This window comes from Pseudomonas sp. Mn2068, assembly GCF_049319725.1.
In the GTDB taxonomy this organism is placed as follows: Bacteria; Pseudomonadota; Gammaproteobacteria; order Pseudomonadales; family Pseudomonadaceae; genus Aquipseudomonas; species Aquipseudomonas gingeri.
Genome location: NZ_JBMOUG010000002.1, coordinates 175372 through 191743 on the forward strand (window position 1 = coordinate 175372; position 16372 = coordinate 191743).

Sequence of the window (16372 nt, forward strand, 5' to 3'; positions counted from 1 at the left end):
GGCGTGGCAACCGATCAGGGGTTGCTGATCAGTTGCCGTACACGCCCGGCCAGGTCGTCGAGAGCAAACGGCTTGGCCATCACCTGCATGCCGGGCGCCAGGTCACCGTCGCCGATCACCGTGCTTTCGGCATAGCCGGTGACGAACAGCACCTTGAGCCCGGGGCGCGTGCGCCGGGCCAGTTCCGCCAGCTGGCGGCCATTCATGCCGCCCGGCAGGCCGACATCGCTGACCAGCAGGTCGATGCGGATCGGCGACTGGAGGATCTTCAATCCCTCCACCCCGTCACTGGCTTCCAGCACCTTGTAGCCTCGCTCCTCCAGCAATTCGACTTCGAGCATGCGTACCTGCGGTTCATCGTCGACCACCAGCACCGTTTCACCTGCAATGGCCTGCAAGGCCGGCGGCGGTGAATCGGGCGCCTGGGACGCATCGGCCTCGGCAAAGTGACGCGGCAGGTAGAGGCGTACCTGGGTCCCGCTGCCGGGTTGCGAGTTGATCCGTACCTGGCCGCCGGACTGCAGGGCAAAACCGTAGACCATCGACAGTCCCAGGCCGGTTCCAGAACCCAGGGGCTTGGTGGTGAAGAACGGGTCGAAGGCCTTGCCCAGGACATCCGCCGACATTCCGCTGCCGCTGTCCGCGACACTCAGGTAGACGTAGCCGCCGGGCGGCAGTTCCAGGGCCAGGGCCGATGCCGACGTGAGTGTGATGTTCGCAGTTTCGATCACCAGGCGGCCGCCGTCGGGCATGGCGTCGCGGGCGTTGATGCACAGGTTGAGCAGGGAGTTTTCCAGCTGGTTCTGGTCCACCAGGGTGGTCCACAGGCGATCGGACAACGTCGTTTCCAGCTGTATCGACGGACCGACGGTGCGTCGTACCAGATCCTCCATCTCATTCACCAGATGGTTGATGTTGGTGGCCCGGGAGTCGAGGGTCTGCCGTCGGGAAAAGGCCAGCAGCCGATGGGTCAGGGCCGTGGCCCGGCGCGCGGCGATCAGTGCGGCATTGATGTAGCGTTCGAGGTTGTTCACCCGGCCCTGGTCGATCCGGGTCTGGAGCATTTCCAGGCTGCCGCTGATACCGGTCAGCAGGTTGTTGAAGTCATGGGCCAGGCCGCCGGTCAGTTGCCCCACGGCCTCCATCTTCTGGCTCTGGCGCAGTTGCGCCTCGGCCTTGGCCAGGGCGAGGGCCTGTTCCTTGTCGAGGGTGCAGTCGCGGCCCACGGCATTGATGACCTGGTCGGACGGGCTGGAGGACCAGTTGATCCAGCGATATCCGCCGTCCTTGCAGCGGAAGCGGTTTTCGAAACGCAGCAGGTTGTGCCCCGAGGCGGACTGGCGGACACCTTCGAGGGTGCGCTCCAGGTCATCCGGATGGATCAGGTCGTACAGCGAGCTGCCGAGCAGCTCGGTTTCGATCCAGCCCAGGGTGTCGGTCCAGGCGGGGTTGATGGCGATGATCCGGCCCTCGAAGCTGCAGCGCAGCATGATGTCGGAGGACAGGGTCCAGAGCTGGTTGCGATCATCGGTACGCGAGGCGACCTCCTGTTCCAGCGAGGTGTTCAATTGCTTGAGCGCGATTTCCGCCTGGCGTCGTTCGGTAATGTCGTTGAAGAACACCGCGACCTTGTGTTCGCCAAGGTTACCGACGCGGACCGCGTGCACGGCGTACCAGCGTCCCAGCCCCTGGGCCTGGTTCTCGAAGCGCTGCGGCACACCGGTCAGGGCGACCTCGCCGTAGATATCGAACCAGTGCTGTTCATGGCCGGGGACCAGGTCTCGAATCCAGCGGCCCTGGACGCCGATCAGCCCGGTCTCGCGCTCGAACGCCGGATTCATGTCGATAAAGCGGTAGTCCACCGCCTTGCCGGCGGCGTCGAATTTCATTTCGATGGTGCAGAAGCCCGTGTCGACAGCTTCGAACATGGTTCGATAATGCGCTTCTCGTTCGACCAGTTCCTCGAACGTCCGGCTTCCGGAAACTTCCATAATGACCCCATGCAGGAAATAGCTGAGCGGATGGTATCAGGACACAGCTTGCCGAGGAGTATGACCGTTTGGGTGGACCAGGTGTTCAGGGTAGGTCGATTTCGACGCTTGTCGGTGAACAACGACGGGCGGTATTGGCAAAGATCTGTTCGATCAGTTGGTCGGCAAACGCGGCGTCCAGGGCTGCGTACGGAATCATCAGACGGTAGTACACCGCGCCGAACAGCATATCCATCAGCACCTCCAGGTTGATCCCCGGCTCCAGCTCGCCGCGTTCCCGGGCACGGATCAACAGGGCCTGGCCCTGGACGCGGCGGGGCTCGATCCAGTTTTCCCAGAACGCCCGCCGCAACTGCTCATCCAGTTGCGCGGCCGCCAGGAGGTGGCGCAGCAGTCGACCGCGCGAACCTTCAAGTGCCTGGATCAGTTCCACCACGGCACGGCGAAAAGTGGCGCTGATCGTCGGCTCCTCGACATAGGCGATAAAGGGCGAGATCTCCGCCAGGAAGGCGTCCATCAGAACCGCGCCGGCGCTCGGCCAGCGTCGATAGATGGTGGTCTTGGCCACGCCGCTGCGCTGCGCGATCCGCTCGATGGTGGCCTGGGCGATACCGCCCTCGTGGGCCAGCGCCAACGCCGCCTTGCGCACGGCTTCGGTGGCGTCGCTGCTGCGCGGACGGCCGGCGACGGGTGGGGCGGGTTCACTGGCTAGGGGGGTGTCAGTCAATCCGGATTTCATCTTCAAAGCTTCCCGGGAGAGTGCTAGGATTCGCTACGCATCGTAGCGTATGTGGCGCGGGCGCGGGTATTCCTTTCACGGTTTCAGTTTTCCAGAGGTAACGAGCATGCGGTTGTGCATCTTTTCCGGTTCCAGCGCGGGGCGTCGGCCCGGCTATATCGAGGCCGCGCGACAGTTGGGCGACGCGCTGGCGGCTGCCGGCATCGGCCTAGTCTACGGTGGCGCCGCGGTCGGCCTGATGGGGGCGGCGGCGGATGCGGCGCTGGCCCGGGGCGGCGAGGTCATCGGCGTGATTCCCCATGCCCTGGCCGACAAGGAAATCGCCCACGAAGGCTTGAGCCAGCTACATATCGTCGGTTCGATGCACGAGCGCAAGGCACTGATGGCCGAGCTGTCCGACGGCTTCATCGCGTTGCCGGGCGGCCTCGGCACCCTGGAAGAACTGTTCGAAGTCTGGACCTGGGCACAGCTGGGGTATCACGACAAGCCTTGTGCTCTGCTGGATATCGAAGGTTTCTACAGCGGGCTGGCGGGCTTTCTCGATCACATCGTCGAGGAGCAGTTCGTCAAGCCGGTGCACCGCGACATGCTGATCACCGCCCCGGATGTGCCGGCACTGCTGGCGGCGATCCATGCCTACCAGCCGCCCAAGGTCACCAAGTGGATTGATGAGCAGAACACCTGAGTTTGTGTGATCACGACAGTGAAACGAACGCGGCCTCCGAAGAGGCCGCGGGTACTACGCCTGACTGGGTGTCAGTTGCTTTTCGCGTTCAGCTTGCGCAGCTCTTCATAGGTCGCCGACTGGACGAACCAGAAGCCGGAAATGATGCACCACACCAGCGTGCCGCCGATCAGCCCGCCCAGGCCGGCGAGGAAGCTGCTGCTGAACATGGCGATCAGCCAGATGAAGGCCAGGGCCATGACAAAACCTCATGCCTCCATGACTTTTAATGGTTACAGCCCCCTCGAATCCCGGTGATAAAAAAGCGCAAACACCAGCTCACTCAAAACAACAAAGAGCGTTTGCACATGACCATCAAAGAACAAGACCTGTACATCGGTGAGGGTTTCGAAGGCCCCGGCGTGAACGCCGCCCATATCAATATCCTGATCGGCCCGCGCAACGGTCCGGCCGGCCAGGCGTTCGCCAACAGCCTGGCATCGCCGAGCCAGGGCCACTGCCCGTTCATGGTGATCGCCCAGCCGAATATCCCGGTCAAGCCGATGACCCTCTATGTCAACAAGGCCGCCATCGGCAGCGACTTCCACGGCAACGCCACCTGGGGCGCATCCCAGGCCGGGATCGCCAAGGCCGTGCTCGAGGCGCTGCTCGACGGCACCCTGCCGGCCGAAGCCGAGGACGAATGGGCGATCGTCACCGCCAACTGGGTCAACCCGTCCTGCGATGACCTCGACGCGGTCTACCTGAACAACTACAACGCCTGCCGCACCGCGATCCGCGCCGCGCTGAACGGCCTGCCGGTACGTTCCCAGCTCGCCGATGTGGTCAACCACGTCGCCAACCCTTTCTACACCCCGAAAGCCTGAGGTCCGCGCCATGCAATACATTCGTCTGGGCAACTCCGGCCTGCAAGTCTCCAAGCTCTGCCTCGGCACCATGAACATGGGGACGCCGGACTGGAAACCGTGGATCTTCGACGAGAAGAAAAGCGAGCCGATCGTCAAGCATGCGCTGGACAACGGGGTGAACTTCATCGACCTGGCCGACTTCTACTCGGCCGGTGTCGGCGAGGAAGTGGTCGGGCGCATCCTCAAGCGCCTGACCCGTCGCGAAGACATCGTGGTGACCACCAAGGTCGGCTACGGCACCCGCAGTGGCATCAACGCCAGCGGCCATTCGCGCAAGCACATCATGGACAGCATCGACGCCTCGCTCAAGCGCCTGGACATGGACTATGTCGACGTCTTCATGCTGCATTACTTCGACGTCAACACCCCGGTCGAGGAAACCATGAGCGCCATGAACGATATCGTGTGTTCCGGCAAGGCGCGCTATATCGGCGTCTCGACCATGCTCACCGGGCAACTGGCGAAGATCCTCATGGCCTGCGAACGCAATGGCTGGGTCAAGCCGATCAACATGCAACTGCAACTGAACTGCGCCTACCGTGAAGAAGAGCGCGAGATGATTCCGTTCTGCCGCGACCAGGGCCTCGGCGTGTCGGTGTTCAGCCCGCTGGCCCGCGGCCTGTTGACCGGTGATGCACAGTCGACCCGCAACCAGACCGACTTCTTCACCCAGCAGATGTACAGCGACGAAGCCTCGTTCGAGATCGCTCATTCGGTGCAGCGCGTGGCCCGCCGTCGCGGGGTTTCCAACGCGCAGATCGCCCAGGCCTGGGTCGCCAGTCACCCCGGCGTGGATTGCATGCTGGTGGGCGCCGACACCACCGAACAGTTCGACAGTGCCCTGGCGGCCCTGGACACCCGGCTGGATGCCGACGAGCTGTATGAGCTGGAACGCAACTACACCCCGTGCGATGTGATCAACGACTACACCGCCGGCAAACGTATCCTGCGCTCGGCCCGTCCGGCCCAGGAAGCCTTCACCCTGACCGAGGCCGTGGCATGAGCGAGCTGATCCGTACCGGCAACTACATCGATGGCCAATGGTCCAGCGGCGGCCCGGGCTACCCGGTGCTCAACCCGGCCAATGGCGAACTGATCGCCCAGGTGCAGCGTGCCGGGGCCGAGGAAACCGACCTCGCCATCGCCGCCGCCGAGCGCGCCTTGCCGGCCTGGCGCAAGCTGACCGCCAAGGAGCGCAGCGTGCGCCTCAAGCGCTGGAGCGAGTTGATGCTGGGCAACCAGCGCGAGCTCGCCACTCTGCTCAGCCGCGAACAGGGCAAGCCGCTGGCCGAAGCCATGGGCGAAGTGGTCTATGCCGCGAGTTTCCTCGAGTGGTTCGGCGAGGAAGCCAAACGCGCCTACGGCGATGTGATTCCCAGCCACAAGGCCGACGCGCGGATCATCGTCACCAAGGAAGCCATTGGCGTGGTGGCGGCCATCACGCCGTGGAACTTCCCCCTGGCGATGGTCACCCGCAAGGTCGGCCCGGCCCTGGCCGCCGGTTGCACGATGATCCTCAAGCCTTCGGAAGAGACGCCGCTGTCGGCCTTCGCCCTGGCGGTACTGGCCGAGCAGGCGGGGATTCCGGCGGGCGTGTTCAACATCGTTTCCGGCGATGCGGTCGCCATCGGCGGTGCGCTGCAGGCGTCATCGGTGGTGCGCAAGCTGTCGTTCACCGGTTCGACCCGCACCGGCAAGCTGCTGATGCGCCAGGCCGCCGACACCTTGAAAAAGGTTTCGCTGGAGCTGGGCGGCAACGCCCCCTTCATCGTCTTCGACGACGCCGACCTGGACGCCGCGGTAAAGGGCGCGATGGCCTCGAAATTCCGCAACACCGGGCAGACCTGTGTCTGCGTCAACCGCTTCTTTATCCAGGACGGCGTGTATGACGCCTTCACCGTCAAGCTGGCCGAAGCGGTCAAGGCCATGCGCGTCGGCAGTGCCCTGGACGGCGAGACCGAGCAGGGCCCGCTGATCAACAACGCTGCGCTGGACAAGGTCGAGCAGCATGTCGGCGATGCGCTGGAGAAGGGCGCCAGGCTGTTGTGCGGCGGTCGTCGCCACGCCCTGGGCGGAACCTTCTTCGAGCCGACCATCCTCACCGAGGCCAGCGACGGCATGCTGATCGCCCGGGAAGAAACCTTCGGCCCGGTGGCCGCGTGCTTCCGCTTCAAGGACGAGGATGAAGTGCTGCGCCGCGCCAACGACACGCCGTTCGGACTCTCGGCCTATTTCTACAGCCGCGATATCGGCCGGGTCTGGCGCATGTCCGAAGGACTGGAAGCCGGGATGGTGGGGATCAACGAAGGGATCATCTCCACCGAAGTCGCGCCGTTTGGCGGCATCAAGGAATCGGGCCTGGGACGTGAAGGCTCGCGCTACGGCCTGGACGACTACCTGGAGATCAAATACCTGCTGATGGGCGGTCTCTGACCTTCAGGGCAGGCGAGCCCCGATACGGAAAGCACAGCACCACTTGTGGGAGCCGGCTTGCCGGCGATAGCGCTCGACCAGGCGATGCAGGGTTCACGGCCTCATCGCCAGCAAGCCGGCTCCTACCGTTTTGCATTCCACCGGGGCAAAGCCTTGAGTCAGGGATTGCTCACCAGGCTCAGCCACTCGGTGAACAGCCGCACCTTGGATAAGCCCTGCTTGTCATTCGCCACATCCAGCCAGTAGCCATAAGGTCCGATCACCTCCACAGGGGTGATCGGCAGCAGGCTGCCATTGGCCAGTTCCTTCTCGATCATCTGCCGGTCGATCACCGCCAGCCCGCCGCCGGCCAGCGCGGTATTGATCACCTGGTCCAGGGTGCTGAATTCCAGCCCCTGCCGCGCATCGACATCGTCACGGCCCATGGCCGCCAGCCAGTTCTCCCAGACCTTGAGCCGCTTGCCGTCGTGCAGGATATGCAGCAACGCCAAGCGTCGCAGGTCCGGCGCCTGGCCGTCCTCGAACAGCTCCGGGCTGGCCACCGCGATGTGCCGTTCCATCACCAGCAACTGACTGCTGCAATGGGGCGCGGCCTCCAGGCCGAAACGGATATGGCAGTCGACCTCGGCCTGGCTGTCGCGGTCAGCCTGGTTGGTCACGCTCAGGCTGATATCCGGATAGCGCTGGCAGAACGCCCGCAAATGCGCGGAGAGCCAGCGCGTGGCCCAGGTCGGCGGAGCGAGGATGCGCAGGCGCTGGCGCAGGTTCGGCACCCGCACTGCTTCCAACGCACGTTCGATATGGTCGAAGGCATCCCCCAGGTGTGGCGACAGGGCGCTGCCCGCTTCGGTCAGCGACAGGCCCCGGGGCCCGCGCACGAACAGCGCCACGCCGAGGTAATCCTCCAGTTGCTTGATCTGGCGGCTGACGGCGCCCTGGGTCACGTTCAGCGAAGCGGCGGCCTGGCTGAAGCTGCGATGACGGGCGACTTCCTCGAACACGCGCAGCATGTTCAGCGAGGGCAGTTGACGCATGAAAGTCATACTCCGGACCGACCCTCGTGCGCCTGTCTGGAACAGGTCTGGAGTCGGCTTATTGTTGTTTTCGTGAAGCGGTTTTTCTGTAGGGGATATCTGACTATCAGCGGCGAGCCGATGCAAGCGCCGCATGAGCGCGCGGGCGAAATAATCGCCGGGGGAGGGAGAAAAAAACGTGGGCCGGCGGACCAGGCCGAACCCACGCAAAGACGCGCAACGAACGGGAACACGTGCAGCTCAGTAGCCATCCCCTATAGGCAGGCTTGCCCGCCAGGAGGCCCTGGAAGCCGCGAGAAGCTTCGGGGGCAAGCCCCCTCCCACAGGTGACGGCGTCAGAAGTAGTAGCCGATGTTCATGTACAGCTGGTTTTCCAGCTGGTTGCTGCCGCCGGCACCCAGGCTCTGGGTGTAGCTGCTGCCGCCGATGTACGGGTCGTTCTTGCCGATCAGCCATTCGGTGGCGATCCACAGTTTGCTCACCGAGAACGAAGTACCGAGGATCAGCCGCTGTGACGTCTTGAAGTCCTCGTTGGATTTGTCGAAGGCGCTGTAGTTGGCGTACAGCTTGATGCCGCTGATCTGGTCGAACAGGTACTTGCCATCGACGTCGTAGCTCAGGTCGGCGACGTAGAGGTTGCCGCGACTGGCGACGTTGAACGTGCCGTCGTAGCCGCCGAAGGTCACCACCTCGTTGGTGCCGGGATTGCGTGGCGACATCTGCTGGCGGGCGGCCTGCAGTTGCACGCCCCACGGCCCGTTCTTGCCGATGTAGTGCACGGCCACGGCATTGCGCCGGCCATCTTCGTTGGTGTCGCGGTTTTCCAGGGTCGAGGTCAGGCCGGAGAGGCCCACTTCGGATTTCCAGTCACCCAGTTGCAGTGACTTGGCCACCCGCAGCACGACGGTATTGTGCTCCTGGTTGTCGCTGCCATCGGCCACATAGCCGTCAGCCTTGGAGACCACGGTGGAGTAGGTTTCGCCGTTGCTGGTACCGCGCCCCTGCAGCGCCGGGCGCAGGTAGTAGCCGGCCTGGATGTTCCAGTCACCGTATTGCTGGATGTACTTGGCGCCCACCTGCTCGACGTCTTCCAGGCCGACCACGTTGCCCAGGGTCTCGTAGAAGGTGCTGCCGAAGTAGGGTTGCAGGCCGAACGGCACCTGGTTCAGGCCGACCTGGACCTGCTGGTCCGGGTTGAACTTGTAGCCGACCCAGGCCGTTTCGGCGAACTGCACCGCACCGATCCGATCGGTGTACTTGTAGGGGTAGTACTTGCCGTAGAAACGGTACTTCGCCGCGGCGATCCAGGTATCGGAATTGTACTTGGCGGTGAGGAACGCCGTGTCGAAGTTGAAGGTCTGGATATCGCGATCCGGGTCGTAGTCCCAGCGGGCGCGGATCGCGCCGCCGAGGTCCAGGTTGTCGGTGACCTGCACCGCGAACGCCGGGGCGGCGAGGGTGCCCAACAGCGGTATCAGGGTGAGCGAGCGCAAGGCCCGTTTCGAAGTGATGTGCATGTTTGCTCCGTGGATCTAGGTTTTTTTGGTTTATCGTTGGCAACAGCCATCCCGGCCGCGGCGAGGACCGCGGTCTGGATGAAAGGGGTGGAAAGCCTTTTTCCTAGTGGTTGACGACGCTCAGCCCGGGCGCCGGCCCGGCCAGCGGCGGCGGTCGCACCGACGCTCCGGGGGCGGCCGCGAGCAGGGTCTGGGTGTAGGCATGCCGAGGCTGCAACAACACTTGCTCGGCAGTGCCGTACTCGACGACCTCGCCCTGGCGCATCACCGCGATGTGGTCGCTGATCTGCGCCGCCACGCGCAGGTCATGGGTGATGAACAGGATGCTCAGGTTCAGTCGCTGCTGCAGTTCGGCGAGTAACTCCAGCACCTGTTTCTGCACCGAGACGTCGAGGGCCGAGACGCTTTCATCGGCGATCAGTACCTGCGGGCGCATGGCCAGGGCACGGGCAATGCCGATGCGCTGGCGCTGGCCGCCGGAGAACTGCCGGGGCTTGCGTTTGAGGGCATCGCGCTTGAGCCCGACCTGCTCCAGCAGGTCGCCGGCCTCGGTCCAGGCATCCCTGGCCGAGAGGCCGCGCAACTGGGCCGCGCGGGCAATGATGTCGCCGACCCGGTGGCGCGGGTTGAGCGAGCCGTAGGGATCCTGGAAGATCATCTGGATCTGTCGCCGGCCTCGTGTCAGCGCCGCGCCCTTGAGCGCGAGGAAGTCGCTGTCACCGAGCCAGACATGCCCGCTGTCGCTGTCCACCAGGCGGATGGCGGCCTTGACCAGGGTGCTCTTGCCCGAGCCGGACTCGCCGACGATGGCCAGGGTCTTGCCCCGGGGCAGTTGCAGCGAGACATCCTTGAGGGCCTGGACGCGACGTCCGTCGACGTTGTAGGTCTTGTTCAGGTGTTCGATGCGCAAGGCCATTTCACCGTCGGCGCAGGGCACGTGCAATTCCGGATCGAGCGCCGGGACCGCGGCGATCAGCTTGCGTGTGTAAGGGTGGCGGGGCGCCTGCAGAACCTGCTCGCGCTCACCGATCTCCACCAGCCGGCCACCTTCCATCACGGCAATGCGGTCGGCGATTTCCGCCACCACGCCGAAGTCGTGGGTGATGAACAGGATGCCATGCTGGCCACGTCCGCGCAGCTCGCGGATCAGCTTCAGCACCTGGGCCTGGGTGGTCACGTCGAGGGCTGTGGTCGGCTCGTCGGCGATCAACAGGTCGGGGTTCATCGCCAGCGCCATGGCGATCACCACCCGCTGGCACTGGCCGCCGGAGAGCTGATGGGGATAGCTGTCGGCGATGCGCGGCGGTTCCGGCAGGTGGGTCGATTCGAGCAGCGCGAGCATGCGCTCGCGGCGTTCTGGCAACGGCATGTGCGGGGCATGGATCTCGAAGATCTCCTGCACCTGGTCGCCGATGCGGATTGCCGGATTGAGCGCCGCCATGGGCTCCTGGAAAATCATCGCGATACGGTTGCCGCGCAGGGTGCGCAGGCGTGCTTCGTCCATGCGGCAGATATCGTCGCCGAGGAAATCGATACGGCCCTCGCTGTGGCGCAGACCCTTGGCGTAGTCGCCCATGATCGCACCGGAGAGCACCGACTTGCCCGAGCCGGACTCGCCGATCACGCAGAGGATTTCACCCTTGCGCACTTCCAGGTCGATCTGCTGCACCGCATGGCTGCGGTCGGCGCCGGGGGGCAACTCGATGGACAGGCCTTCGATACGCAGTACGGGGGGATTGCTCATGCTCAACTCCTTGTGCCTTTCTGGGCGTGTTCGTCCAGGCCGTCCGCCAGCAGGCTCAGGCCCAGCATCAGGGTGGAGATGGCAATGCACGGGAAGATCACCAGGTGGGGGAATGCGATGGCCATGCTGCGGCCTTCGTTGATCATGCCGCCCCAATCCGGGGTCGGCGGCGGCAGGCCGAGACCGAGGAAACCGAGGGCGCCGATCATGATCGCGGTGTAGCCGATGCGCAGGCAGAAATCGACGATCAGCGGGCCGCCGCAGTTGGGCAGGATCTCCACGGTCATGATCCGCAGCGCGCCTTCGCCCTGGGTGATGGCGCTGAGCACGTAGTCCCGCGAGCGCAGGTCGATGGTCAGGGCGCGCATGATCCGGAAGATCGCCGGGGCGCTGGTGAAGGTCACCGCGATGAGGATGTTCAGCGCCGAGGCGCCGAGGGCGATGATGATCACGATGTACAGCACCAGCACCGGGAACGACAGCACGGTGTCGGCGACATAGGACAGCACCGCGTCGACCCAGCCGTTGAAGTAGCCGGCGCACAGGCCCATGGCGATCCCGACGGCGAACGCGGTGAGCGTCGCCAGGGTCGACCACAGCAGCACCGTGCGGGTGCCCCAGATCAGCCGCGAGAGGATATCCCGGCCCAGCACATCGGTGCCGAGCAGGAAGGTCTGGCCGCCGGTGTCGTCGCTGAACGGCGTCAGCAGCGGGGTAAAGCTCTCCAGCGGATCATGGGGCGCCAGCCAGGGCGCGAAGATCGCCAGCAGCACCCAGCCGCCGACCAGGAACAGGCCGAGGGCCGCGAGCGGGCTCTTGAAAGCATTCAACAGGTTCATTGGGCACTCCCGCCAAGGCTGCGCAAGGTGATGCGCGGGTTGAGCCAGGTGTAGGCCAGGTCCGAGAAGATCTTGGTCGCGCCGACCACCAGCGCGCTGATCATCGCGCAGGCTTCGATCAGGTAGACGTCGTGGTTCAGCGACGCGGTGTAGAGCAGCGAGCCGAAGCCCTTGTAGGCGAAGAACACCTCGACCACGATGACGTTCGACAGCAGCCACGGGATGTACAGCATGATCACCGTGATGGGCGCGATCAGAACATTGCGCAGGGCATGGCGCAGGACGATGCGCCGGGTCGACGCGCCCTTGAGCCGGGCGGTGCGGATATATGGCGCCTGCATTACCTCGACCATCGAGGCGCGGGTGATCCGCGCCAGGTAGCCGACCCCGAACAGGCACAGCACCATCAGCGGCATCGCCAGTTGCAGGGCGCTGAAGCCATCTTCCATGCTACTCACGCCCGGCAGCCAGTTGAGCCAGAACACAAAGATCGCCGAGACGAACACCGCGCTGGCGAAGTCCGGGATCGAGGTGGTGACGATCGACAGGAACGACACCAGCCGGTCCATCGCCGAACCCTGGCGAATCCCCGCCAGCACGCCGAGCGTCAACGCCACCGGGACCATGATCAGCAGCGCCAGTCCGGCAAGCATCAGGGTCTGGCCGAGGTTGGGCAGCAACAGGTCGACCACGGGCGCGCGAAAGTGCACCGAGGTGCCCCAGTGACCGGTGACGAAGTCCTTCAGCCAGACCAGGTAGCGCCACAGGAACGGCTGGTCATAACCATGTTCGGTGAGCCAGGCGGCTCGTTGGTCGGCGGCGGAGTAGGGGCCGAGGACGTTGATGGCGACGTCCTCGATATTCAGCTCCAGCGCGAAAAAGACAATCAGTGACACCGACAGCAGGGTTGCTGCCAGGGCCAGTAGCTTGCGCCACAGGAAATCAGCCATGTTTGCATGCTCCGGCTAATGAAGTGAGCGGCTCGCCGCACCGCGGTGGGCGAGCTCATTGTTCAAAGGTCGGATCAGGCGCTGAGCCAGGTCTCGTTCATCGGATAGAAGTCCGACGGATGCACCAGGAAGCCCTGGACCTTCTGCGAGGTCGCGGTGAACTTGTCGGCCCAGAACGGCTGGACGATGACGCAGGCGTCCTGGAGGATCTGCTCCACGCTCTGCATCGCCACCGCCCGCTGTTTCGGATCGACGATGCCCATGGCCTGGTCCAGCGCCGCGTCGAAGGCCGGGTCGGCGTAATGGCTTTCGTTCCACGCCGCGCCGCTGCGGTAGGCCAGTTCGAGGGACATCACGCCCAGTGGGCGGTGCGCCCAGTAGGTGAGGCTGAAGGCGGCCTTGTCCCAGATCGGCCAGTACTGGGTGGCGGGAATCACCTTGAGGTTGATGCGGATGCCGGCTTCCAGGCAGTTCTGCTGGAGGATCTGCGCGGTGTCCTGCTCGTAGCGGCCCTGGGTGTTGCCGACGATCAGGTCGATGTCGATGCCGTTGGGGTGCCCGGCCTCGGCCAGCAACGCCTTGGCCTTGGCCACGTCACGGGCGCGCTTGGGCAGCGGGAAGTATTCCGGGTGGGACGGGGCGACGTGATGGTCCTCGCCCAGGGTGCCCATGCCGCGATAAGCGATCTTGAGCATCTGCGCGTTGTCGGCGCAGAGGGCCACGGCCTTGCGGATGCGCAGGTCGTCGAACGGCTTCTGGTCCACGGCCATGCGCATCACCACGGTCTGCGCCGACTTGCAGGTCAGCAGTCGGGCATTCGGCAGGCGCTTGGCCAGGTCCAGCTCGGCGACGGTGACGCGGTACAGGACGTCGACCTGGCCGGCCTGGAGGGCGGCGAGCTGGGTCGAGACATCGGTGCCCATGTCGACATAGCGCAGCTCGTCGAGGTAGGCCGGCTTGCCCCAGTAGTCGGTGCGCCTGGCAAAGGTCGCCTGCTTGTTCACGGCGAACGAGGCGAGCTTGAACGGACCGGTGCCCAGCGGGTTCTTCGACCAGTCGTCACCCGCCTTGAAGCTGCGGTGGACGATGGAACAGGTGAAGGCGTTGAGCATTTCCGGGATCGCCAGGATCGGCCGCTTGAGCACCAGCTTGAACTGGTGGGGACCGAGTTTTTCGAAGGCACTGATGTCCTGGAAGGCGGTGCGGTTGACCGACTTGGAGTCGGCGGCGGTCCAGCGCTTGAAGTTGTGCTCGACGTCGTCGCTGTTGAAGTCGTCGCCGTTGCTCCACTTCACGTCCTGGCGCAGGTTGAAGGTCCATTCCCTGAGATCGTCCGAAGGTTTCCAGCTTTCGGCCAGGTACGGATGGGTGATGTTTTCGGCATCGACCCAGGTCAGGTATTCCAGGCTGTTGCGCATCAGGTTCGAGGCTTCGATCCAGGTGATCAGCATCGGGTCCTGGATTTCCTGGATGGCACAGGCGAAGCGCAGGCTGCCACCCTGGCGTGGTGCCGGGGTTTCGGCGGCCTGGGCCGACTCGCCGAAGAGTACCGGGCCGAGGAAACTGCCGGCGCTGGCGGCGGTGATACCCAGCAGGGTCGCGGTGTGGAGAAATTGCCGGCGGCTGATCTGGCCGCCCTTGGCTTGGGTGCACAGGTCTTCCACGGCTGGATGCGGCGCGGAGCCGTCCAGGGTCTGCAAATCTTTCATGAGCCTCTCCGAATACTTGGGCGTTGGTGCGTGTAGGGCTGACTGCGGGAATGGCGGGGCGGTCAGCGCTGGCGGTCAGGATCGGATCCGTGACCGGACAGACAAAACGACGGCAGCAGAACAAAGCGCAAAGGAATCAGGAGGCAGGACGTGAGGTAGGACATGGCGCGGCTCTCATGTTGTTTTTATTTGAGATGCCCGCAGTTTTGTCATCTGGCCCGGGATGAACAAACGATAAATTCAGCGCAGGATGATTCCTAAAACGCATATTACTGATTGCTCCCCGGTCCAGACACGCTCCCGATCGATTATCCAGGTGGGCCCAGGGCCAACCCGGTCACTCTGTAGGAGCCGGCTTGCTGGCGATGAACGATAACGCGGTGCAATTGATACTCCGCGGTGTCCGCATCGCCGGCAAGCCGGCTCCTACAGGGGTATGGCGGTATCACCAAGGGTTCAAGCCGACATCAGGCGCGGATCGAACGGATAGTCCGAGAGCAGCTCGATACCGTTCTCGTGGATGTAGATCTGCTCCTCGAGCTTGACCCCTTCGCCACCGGCATCGTGACCGATGTAGCTTTCCACGCAGATGGTCATGCCGGCCTCGAACACGCCGTCGTAGCCCAGCGAATCGATGTCCTCGCGATGCACCACGTAAGGGTATTCACCGGTCATGCCAACCCCGTGCACCAGGGCGAAATAACGGTTGGCCTTGTAGTTTTCGGGGATCTTCCAGGCCCGTTCGGCGTACTCCTTGAAACTGCGTCCGGCCTTGAGCATTTCCATATTGGTCTGCACCTGTTCGTAGGCCAGCTTGTACAGTTCCCGTTGCCTGGGTGTCGCCGCCTGGTCGCCGCAGAGAAAGGTTCGCGAGAAGTCGGCGTAGTAGCCGAAGCGGCCTACCACATCGGTGTCCAGGGCCACCAGGTCACCGGCTTCGATGGGCCGGGTACTGCACTCCTGGAACCAGGGATTGGTGCGCGGGCCGGAGGACAGCAGGCGGGTTTCCACATAGTCGCCGTCGGTGGCGATCACATGCTGGTGCAGGTGCGACCAGAGTTCATTCTCGCTGATGCCGGGACGCAGCTTGCTTTCCATCAACCGCACCCCGGCCTCGGTCGCCCGCAGGCTGGCACGGATCATCTTCAGCTCGTTCGGCACCTTGATGCAGCGGGCTCGTTCCAGCGGCTCCTGGGCATCGAACACCTGGTAGCCGAGGCGTTGCAGCTCGAAGGCCGCCGCGGAGGTGGCACTTTCGATGGCGATGCGCTTGCCGCCGCCGCATTTTTTCACCAGGTCGTCGATTTCAGCGGCCCAGTCCGCGGTGACATTGCCCAGGAAGCTGTCGCAGAAGTAATAGGAGATGGCCTTGGCCGGGCGTACTTCGTCGACGGTATTGAGTTGCTGCGCCAGGTGCAGGCAGCCGCCGAACTCGAACACCACCACCGGACCTTCCGCCGGGATGAAGGCATAGCGCGCCGGGTTGCGCGCCGAGTACACCTGCATGTTGCGCGAGCCGGTGGCGTAGCGCATGTGGGTCGGGTCGAACAGCACGCAGGCGGCGTAGTCGCGTTTCTTCAGTTCGTTGCGCACTCGCTGCAGGCGGTCCAGCTGGATTTGCTGGATCTCCGCCGCGGTGGGTTCGCAGTCGGCGGGGTTGCGGTTGGGGCCGGAAAGACTCATGGGGTGTTCCTCGCTGATACCGGTCGGTGATGGGTGACGTTCTTATGGGCAGTCGTATGGGTTGGGCGTGCAGGATCTGTAGGAGCCGGCTTGCTGGCGATGGCGTCCGATCAGGCGATGCAAGACCCACTGGCCTCATC

General features: G+C 64.2%; 14 protein-coding genes. 4 read left to right on the forward strand and 10 right to left on the reverse strand.

The window, feature by feature from the left end; translation table 11 throughout:
- Positions 1-14: 14 nt before the first annotated feature.
- Together ACL9RJ_RS05455 and ACL9RJ_RS05460 are read right to left on the reverse strand one after the other, a co-directional pair.
- Positions 15-1991, reverse strand: coding sequence for a PAS domain S-box protein (locus tag ACL9RJ_RS05455; protein ID WP_422764991.1), 1977 nt, complete (start codon positions 1989-1991; stop codon positions 15-17).
- 85 nt (positions 1992-2076) lie between these two features.
- Positions 2077-2718 carry a TetR/AcrR family transcriptional regulator gene (locus ACL9RJ_RS05460; protein ID WP_212809840.1) on the reverse strand — a complete coding sequence of 214 codons (642 nt, stop codon included), beginning with the start codon at positions 2716-2718 and terminating at the stop codon, positions 2077-2079.
- Positions 2719-2836: 118 nt separating this feature from the next.
- On the opposite strand from ACL9RJ_RS05460, the gene ACL9RJ_RS05465 reads away from it, so the two are divergent.
- On the forward strand, positions 2837-3415 hold the full coding sequence (locus ACL9RJ_RS05465) for a TIGR00730 family Rossman fold protein (RefSeq protein WP_177087537.1): 579 nt from the start codon (positions 2837-2839) through the stop codon (positions 3413-3415).
- A gap of 71 nt (positions 3416-3486) precedes the next feature.
- On the opposite strand, the gene ACL9RJ_RS05470 is transcribed toward ACL9RJ_RS05465, so the two are convergent.
- Positions 3487-3654: a hypothetical protein gene (locus tag ACL9RJ_RS05470; protein ID WP_177087539.1), complete on the reverse strand. Its 168-nt coding sequence runs from the start codon at positions 3652-3654 to the stop codon at positions 3487-3489.
- Positions 3655-3768: 114 nt separating this feature from the next.
- Between ACL9RJ_RS05470 and fae the strand changes: the two genes are divergently transcribed.
- From fae to ACL9RJ_RS05485, 3 genes are read left to right on the forward strand one after another with little or no spacing between them, the layout of a single operon-like run.
- On the forward strand, positions 3769-4281 hold the full coding sequence (gene fae, locus ACL9RJ_RS05475; protein WP_422765119.1) for a formaldehyde-activating enzyme: 513 nt from the start codon (positions 3769-3771) through the stop codon (positions 4279-4281).
- 10 nt (positions 4282-4291) lie between these two features.
- On the forward strand, positions 4292-5326 hold the full coding sequence (locus tag ACL9RJ_RS05480) for an aldo/keto reductase (protein ID WP_422764992.1): 1035 nt from the start codon (positions 4292-4294) through the stop codon (positions 5324-5326).
- Positions 5323-6756 (forward strand): NAD-dependent succinate-semialdehyde dehydrogenase, encoded by a 1434-nt coding sequence (locus ACL9RJ_RS05485; protein WP_212809839.1) that lies wholly within the window; start codon positions 5323-5325, stop codon positions 6754-6756. Before ACL9RJ_RS05480 ends, ACL9RJ_RS05485 begins: the two co-directional genes overlap by 4 nt.
- A 158-nt stretch (positions 6757-6914) precedes the next feature.
- Here the strand turns inward: ACL9RJ_RS05485 and ACL9RJ_RS05490 are convergent, their stop codons facing one another.
- From ACL9RJ_RS05490 to ACL9RJ_RS05520, 7 genes are all read right to left on the reverse strand, one after another.
- A complete protein-coding gene (locus ACL9RJ_RS05490; protein WP_177108185.1) occupies positions 6915-7790 on the reverse strand; it encodes a LysR substrate-binding domain-containing protein in 876 nt (291 codons plus the stop codon).
- 335 nt (positions 7791-8125) lie between these two features.
- The gene (locus tag ACL9RJ_RS05495; RefSeq protein WP_017124635.1) at positions 8126-9307 is read right to left on the reverse strand and encodes a hypothetical protein; all 1182 of its coding nucleotides are present in this window, start codon (positions 9305-9307) and stop codon (positions 8126-8128) included.
- 103 nt (positions 9308-9410) lie between these two features.
- Entirely contained in the window at positions 9411-11051 is a 1641-nt protein-coding gene (locus tag ACL9RJ_RS05500) for a dipeptide ABC transporter ATP-binding protein (protein ID WP_017124634.1), read from the reverse strand.
- A 2-nt stretch (positions 11052-11053) separates the two neighbouring features.
- Positions 11054-11890: an ABC transporter permease gene (locus ACL9RJ_RS05505; protein WP_017124633.1), complete on the reverse strand. Its 837-nt coding sequence runs from the start codon at positions 11888-11890 to the stop codon at positions 11054-11056.
- A complete protein-coding gene (locus ACL9RJ_RS05510; protein WP_017124632.1) occupies positions 11887-12840 on the reverse strand; it encodes an ABC transporter permease in 954 nt (317 codons plus the stop codon). Before ACL9RJ_RS05510 ends, ACL9RJ_RS05505 begins: the two co-directional genes overlap by 4 nt.
- Positions 12841-12914: 74 nt before the next feature.
- Entirely contained in the window at positions 12915-14549 is a 1635-nt protein-coding gene (locus ACL9RJ_RS05515; RefSeq protein WP_177129180.1) for an ABC transporter substrate-binding protein, read from the reverse strand.
- Positions 14550-15005: 456 nt separating this feature from the next.
- Positions 15006-16232 carry a M24 family metallopeptidase gene (locus ACL9RJ_RS05520; RefSeq protein ID WP_017124630.1) on the reverse strand — a complete coding sequence of 409 codons (1227 nt, stop codon included), beginning with the start codon at positions 16230-16232 and terminating at the stop codon, positions 15006-15008.
- Between the last annotated feature and the right edge of the window lie 140 nt (positions 16233-16372).